Below are 6,393 nucleotides of genomic sequence, written 5' to 3' on the forward strand. Positions count from 1 at the left end.
AAATCTAAAGGTCACTTTTATTGGGCTATCAGCTTATTATCTTTATGTAGTTCTTTTCAAAGTGCTCATGCAACTGAAGCATTTAATGCAGAAAGCCCATGGATGTTTGGTGATTGGAACGGAAAAAGAACCGAGCTCCAACAAAAAGGTTATGACTTCAGCTTCGGCTATACCGGCGAATTAGCCACCTTATTAGATTCAAAAAACCATTCAAGCCATGGTACTGAGTATGCAGATCAGTTTGCGATTGGTAGTCATGTAGACTTGGAAAAAGTGCTTGGATGGAAAGACACTGAAGCCCAAATCACCATCACTGAACGTAATGGTCGTTCATTGTCGCAAACTTCTGATGCCCTTGCAGGACAACTCAGCTCAACCCAAGAAGTTTGGGGTCGCGGTCAAACTTGGCGCTTAACTGATTTTTGGATCAAGAAAAAATTCTTTGAGCAAAAATTAGATATTAAAGTGGGTCGTTTTGGCGAAGGCGAGGATTTTAACAGCTTTGACTGTGATTTTCAAAACCTTGCACTTTGTGGCTCTCAAGTGGGTAACTGGGTAGGCGACCAATGGTATAACTGGCCTGTTAGCCAATGGGCTGCGCGAGTTAAATATAACATCCAACCTGACTTATATGCTCAAGTCGGTGCTTATGAATACAATCCTGAAAACTTAGAACGTGGCAAGGGGTTTAACTTAAGTACAGACGGTTCACATGGTGCAATTATTCCTGCGGAAGTGGTTTGGCAACCAAAACTCAGTGCTGCAAAATTGCCAGGCGAATATCGTTTGGGCTATTACTACAGTACTGTCGATGCACAACGCATTAAAAATCCAAATGAAACAGATCATAAACAAGGTGGATGGCTGGTTGCCAAGCAACAATTTACAGCACATCACGGTGATGCACGTCGTGGCTTAACGGGTTTCATTAATTTAACCCTTCATGACTCAGACACAAACACTGTCGACAATATGCAAAATATTGGACTGGTCTATAAAGGTCCTTTCGATGCGCGCCCTCAAGATGATGTCGCAATCGGTTTTTCTCGTATCAGCATCAACAATGATGTGAACGATACTCAAATTCGTCAACAAGATGAAGAGTACAACACTGAAATTTACTACGGTGTACATGCAACAAATTGGCTGACGATCCGTCCAAATGTGCAATATATTCGTCATGTTGGGGCATATAAAGATGGCGAAAATGCATGGGTTGGCGGTATTAAATTCCAAACTGCATTCTAGTGTTATAGATCATAAATATTTCGATGCAATTTTAACTCTTTCTCTCCCCTCGCATCGAAATATTTAAAATCTAAAAATTTAAACAATGTGCTTCATCAATCCTCAATGGAATGGTAAAGCATAAAAAATTAATCAAATAAATAGGTGGTCAATATGCAAACTCCATCTTCAGGACTCAGAACCCTAACAGTTGTGATTGCAATTGTTTTCGGTGTAGTTCTATTAGGCGGCGGAGTATGGCTGGCAGCACTTGGTGGGTCTTGGTACTACATCATTGCCGGGATACTTTTCATTGCAACAGCAATCTTATTACGCAAATTAAATAGTTCTGCTTTATACGTTTATGCAGCATTAGTACTCGGCACAGTTGTCTGGGGACTATGGGAAGTCGGTTCAGACTTCTTCGCGCTTGCACCGCGTTTAGATATTTTAGGTGTGTTTGGCTTATGGCTACTCATTCCAGCAGTAACACGTGGTTTCGATGCCAAAGGTGCTAAAATTGCACTTTCAGGTACATTGGCGATCACCATTGCGGTTATGGCTTATTCTATCTTTAATGATCCACAAGAAATTCGTGGGACTTTAACCAGTAAACAACCAACGCCAGCAGCGATTGATGGTATTGCAGATGCAGACTGGCCAGCTTATGGTCGGACTCAATCTGGTTTACGCTATTCTCCGTTGAACCAAATCAACTCAGAGAACGTTAAAGATCTTAAAGTTGCTTGGACCTATCGTACAGGTGAATTCAAGACTGAAAATGATTCAGGCGAAACAACCAATCAGGTCACACCGATTAAAATCGGTAATAACATGTACCTGTGTACAACCCATCAAAAATTGGTTTCTCTTGATCCTTCTACAGGTAAAGAGAAATGGGTATTTGATCCAAAACTCAAAGCGGATAATACCTTCCAACATTTAACTTGTCGTGGTGTTTCTTATTACGATGCAGACAATACCGTTGGTTTCGCTGCAAGTTTACAAGCAAAAAAATCCTCATCTACCGAATGTCCGCGTAAAGTTATTTTACCAGTCAATGATGGTCGTATCGTTGCGGTAAATGCTGAAACAGGTAAAGCATGTTCTGACTTTGGTCATAACGGTGAAGTTGATTTACAAAAGGATATGCCATTCCCTTATCCGGGTGGTTATATTCCAACATCACCACCTGTTGTCACAGGCACCACAATTATCATTGGTGGTTCAACGACAGATAACTATTCTACTCAAGAGCCTTCTGGTGTTATCCGTGGTTATGATGTAAATACTGGTGCATTACTTTGGGTATTTGATACAGGTGCTGAAAATCCGAATCAGATTCCGGGTCCTGGTCAGAAATATGTCCAAAACTCACCGAATGCATGGGCTCCGCTTGCATATGATGCAAAACTCGATATCGTTTATGTACCAACAGGTGTAGGTACGCCAGATATTTGGGGTGGTAACCGTACCAAGCTGCATGAACGCTATGCAAACTCAATGTTAGCAATCAATGCAACAACGGGTAAATTGATCTGGAACTTCCAAACAACTCACCATGATTTGTGGGATATGGATGTACCATCACAGCCAACCTTAGCGGATATCAAAGACAAAACTGGACAAACTGTTCCAGCAATCTATGTATTGACTAAAACAGGCAATGCCTTTGTTTTAGACCGCCGTAACGGTAAAGCAATTGTACCGATTAACGAACGTCCAGTACCACAAAGTGTAAAACGTGGTCCGCAAACTAAGGGTGAATTCTATTCTCCAACGCAACCGTTCTCAGACTTTAACTTAGCACCTCAAGAAAAATTAACGGATAAACAAATGTGGGGCGCAACCATGTTTGACCAGTTAATTTGTCGTGTGTCATTCCACAAGTTAAATTATGACGGTATTTATACTCCACCTTCAGAAAACGGAACTTTAGTTTTCCCTGGTAACTTGGGTGTATTTGAATGGGGTGGCTTATCACTTAACCCTGACCGTCAAATCGCAGTCATGAATCCAATTGGCCTACCTTTTGTCAGTCGATTGATTCCTGCTGATCCTAACCGTAAACAAACAGCCAAAGGTGCAGGTACAGAAGCGGGTGTTCAACCCATGTATGGCGTCCCTTACGGCGTTGAAATCAGTGCATTCCTTTCACCATTTGGCCTACCATGTAAACAACCTGCATGGGGTTATGTTGCTGGTGTAGATTTGAAAACACATGATGTTGCTTGGAAACGTCGTATTGGTACAATTCGTGACAGTATGCCAGGTATTCCATTGCCACCATTTAAAATGGGTGTGCCAATGTTAGGTGGTTCGATCTCAACAGCGGGTAATGTGATGTTCATTGGAGCAACACAAGATGATTACATCCGAGCAATCAATGTCAGCAATGGTGATGAGCTATGGAAAGGTCGTCTACCAGCAGGTGGGCAAGCAACACCGATGACCTATGAAAGCAATGGTAAACAATACGTTGTGATCATGGCGGGTGGTCATGGTTCATTTGGTACCAAAATGGGTGACTCTATCGTTGCTTATGCATTACCAGATAAATAATCTTAAATTGAGGTAAATAAAAAACAGGTCTTGATGGCCTGTTTTTTATTGCTTTATCTAAATCCATACACTTGTATAAAAGTGAATGTACTTTTTGAGTGAGGAAGACATTCTATCCCCCGTTTGATCGCGATATCCATATCGCCATGCGATAGCCAATCCTTAAAATGCCCTACTCTTTACCTGACCATCAAAATGAAAACAATCTTCAATACGAATTTTTTGCACAGTTGAAAGCTGGTCAAAGTCAAACCATCGATATTCAGAATGCTCATCACTTAAATTGATTGACTGATCGTTCTGCAATGTACACCTAAACATAAATGCATGGGAATTTACTGCAGCATGATAATAAACCCCTGATAAATATTCGATCGAAACATCACAGCCTAATTCTTCTTGGCACTCACGAATCAGCGCATCATGCACTGTTTCTCCCTGATCCAGCCCGCCACCAGGTAAGCCCCATGCACAATCTGCATAGGTTGCTTTCAATAACAAGACTTGTCGATTTTCATTAAAAATCACAGCGTGCGAACTCAAACGATAAAAATCATGAAATCCCATTGCTCAAAACCCACTTAATTGATTATCTTGCCAAATAACATTTTGAAAAAATTAAACGTAGCGCATAAACAATTGCCATAGCAAAAACAGCATAACCCACTTGGGTAAAGATCATCGGAATACAGAGTACGATGGCGGCTGTAATTGGATAAAACCATTTCTTGATTCCTGAAAGATGGTGAATTTCCTGTAACAACCAAAGGCTCGCAGTATAGACAATCAAAGAGATAGCAACAAAATAACTGACGATGTCAGCCGAGATCTCAGCCTTATGCGTCACCACATCCACCGCAGCAGCTAAACCCGCACCAAGGGCAGCAATACTCACGAAAATAAAAAAGTGACCATAGCCCCATGAAAATGCACGTTTACGACTATTGAGTCGTTCAGCCACATCATGATCGAAATATGCCCACCACATGGTAAACATAATCAATAAGCCACCAATGGTCAAAAAGATTAATTCTTGGCTTAACAACTGATTATTTAATGCATCAGAAATTGCTGCAAAACTTCCAATGATCGATTCACCAAGGACAATGATGGTGAGTAAGGCATAACGCTCAGAAATATGATGTGGATGCCACGGTGTCATGTTATTTACTTCAGCAAAGATGGGCACACTCAGTTCAGCAATGACCAAAAGTAGAAACAAATAAATGGTAAAATTTATCGGTGTAAAATGAAAAAGTAACCAGCCAATCTGTACGATGATAATACCAGCCGCATATCTCAACGCTGTTTGTTTACGCTCAGGATCATTTTTGGCAACACGAAACCATTGTGTAACGAGGCCCAAACGCATGATGACATAACCAATAATGATCACATCAAAATCTTGTTGCTGAAATGCGCTAGGTATCCCTGCTGCAATCACAAGTGAACCAATAATCTGCACAAAGGTCATGATTCGATAAAATACATCATCATTGTCGTAGGCAGATGCAAACCAGCTAAAGTTCATCCATGCCCACCACAACGCAAAGAACACCATAAAATAAAGTGTTAAGCCATGTGATAAATGATTTTCGATAATGCTATGGTGTAATTGTTGCCCTGCTGTAGCAATGGCGACCACAAAAATTAAGTCAAATAACAATTCTAATGAGGTTGCAGCGCGATGTAGTTCGTGTGGATTTCGTGGAGCAAGTGGCTTTAACCACCCATATTTTACAAATAATGAATTTGGCATTATTTTCACATTATTGAGATTATTATCATGATTTTTCCAAAACTCTAGCTTTCATTCAAGTAAAAAACTGAGTTCTTTTGACAATTTTGTTAATGATCTAACATCTATCTCTTAAATTTAAAAATTCATAAATAAAAAGCCCAATCAAAGGGCTTAATAACAAACAAATCTAGCTTGCTAAACCACTAATTTCAATTTAGCAATGTCTTTGATCACGATCGCTTTACCAGTGCTCATATCAATCGGCATCGAAATATGTTGATGTACGACTAACCATTGATCACCTTTCTTTTTCAGACACAATGTTGTTCGACACCATGGCATCTGCAACTTATCTTTAAGCACAGAATTTTCCACTTTTGAATGGCAATGCAATACAGCCAAATCATTTGACGCATAGATCTTCATATTGCGACGTACAATTTGCACATTTTCACTAAAATATGGACTGAATTTCTCCCATTCTTTTTTGTACGCATCGATACCGTCTAATTGTATACTCACATCAAACATATTGATATCATCCGCACATTGATCTAATAGATGATCAATTTTATTACCAAGAACAGCAGCATCCCATAATTCAATTTGAGATATTATCTCGTCGGCAATTTTCACATTACCATCGATTGCTATTTTCATCATAAAACCTCATTATTCTTATTTGTGATGAATTTAACACTTAATAAGTATTATGTGAAGTGTTTTGTTTATTTTTTCATATCTAATCAATTTAAATCAAAATAATCACTGTTCATTAATCTGATTTAAGCAGTTTATAAAACCAACCGTATTATGCTTAGATATTAACCAAAACCTTTCACAAAAATAAATCACTCAATAAT

5 protein-coding genes are annotated in these 6,393 nt (G+C 39.5%); 2 read left to right on the plus strand and 3 right to left on the minus strand.

All coding sequences use genetic code 11. The features are described from left to right. Both GJV03_RS20920 and GJV03_RS20925 read left to right on the plus strand, forming a co-directional pair. Positions 1 to 1,248: carbohydrate porin (locus GJV03_RS20920; protein ID WP_216070507.1), on the plus strand; the 1,248-nt coding region annotated here is incomplete at its 5' end. Between the two features lie 153 nt (positions 1,249 to 1,401). Continuing rightward, positions 1,402 to 3,789: a glucose/quinate/shikimate family membrane-bound PQQ-dependent dehydrogenase gene (locus GJV03_RS20925; protein ID WP_004724013.1), complete on the plus strand. Its 2,388-nt coding sequence runs from the start codon at positions 1,402 to 1,404 to the stop codon at positions 3,787 to 3,789. 162 nt (positions 3,790 to 3,951) lie between these two features. On the opposite strand, the gene GJV03_RS20930 is transcribed toward GJV03_RS20925, so the two are convergent. The 3 genes from GJV03_RS20930 to GJV03_RS20940 all read right to left on the minus strand — a co-directional run bounded on the left by GJV03_RS20930 (position 3,952) and on the right by GJV03_RS20940 (position 6,190). Then, on the minus strand, positions 3,952 to 4,356 hold the full coding sequence (locus GJV03_RS20930; RefSeq protein ID WP_004724014.1) for an NUDIX domain-containing protein: 405 nt from the start codon (positions 4,354 to 4,356) through the stop codon (positions 3,952 to 3,954). Between the two features lie 22 nt (positions 4,357 to 4,378). Next, the gene (locus tag GJV03_RS20935) at positions 4,379 to 5,548 is read right to left on the minus strand and encodes a low temperature requirement protein A (RefSeq protein WP_151958044.1); all 1,170 of its coding nucleotides are present in this window, start codon (positions 5,546 to 5,548) and stop codon (positions 4,379 to 4,381) included. A 177-nt stretch (positions 5,549 to 5,725) separates the two neighbouring features. Continuing rightward, positions 5,726 to 6,190 (minus strand): nuclear transport factor 2 family protein, encoded by a 465-nt coding sequence (locus tag GJV03_RS20940; protein WP_004724016.1) that lies wholly within the window; start codon positions 6,188 to 6,190, stop codon positions 5,726 to 5,728. Between the last annotated feature and the right edge of the window lie 203 nt (positions 6,191 to 6,393).

This window comes from Acinetobacter sp. RIT698, assembly GCF_009668065.1.
In the GTDB taxonomy this organism is placed as follows: Bacteria; Pseudomonadota; Gammaproteobacteria; order Pseudomonadales; family Moraxellaceae; genus Acinetobacter; species Acinetobacter guillouiae.

Excerpts from the sequence above, each read along its gene's own strand:
- GJV03_RS20925 (WP_004724013.1), top strand. The coding sequence starts at position 1,402 with ATGCAAACTCCATCTTCAGGACTCAGAACCCTAACAGTTGTGATTGCA.
- GJV03_RS20930 (WP_004724014.1), bottom strand. The coding sequence starts at position 4,356 with ATGGGATTTCATGATTTTTATCGTTTGAGTTCGCACGCTGTGATTTTT.
- GJV03_RS20935 (WP_151958044.1), bottom strand. The coding sequence starts at position 5,548 with ATGCCAAATTCATTATTTGTAAAATATGGGTGGTTAAAGCCACTTGCT.
- GJV03_RS20940 (WP_004724016.1), bottom strand. The coding sequence starts at position 6,190 with ATGAAAATAGCAATCGATGGTAATGTGAAAATTGCCGACGAGATAATA.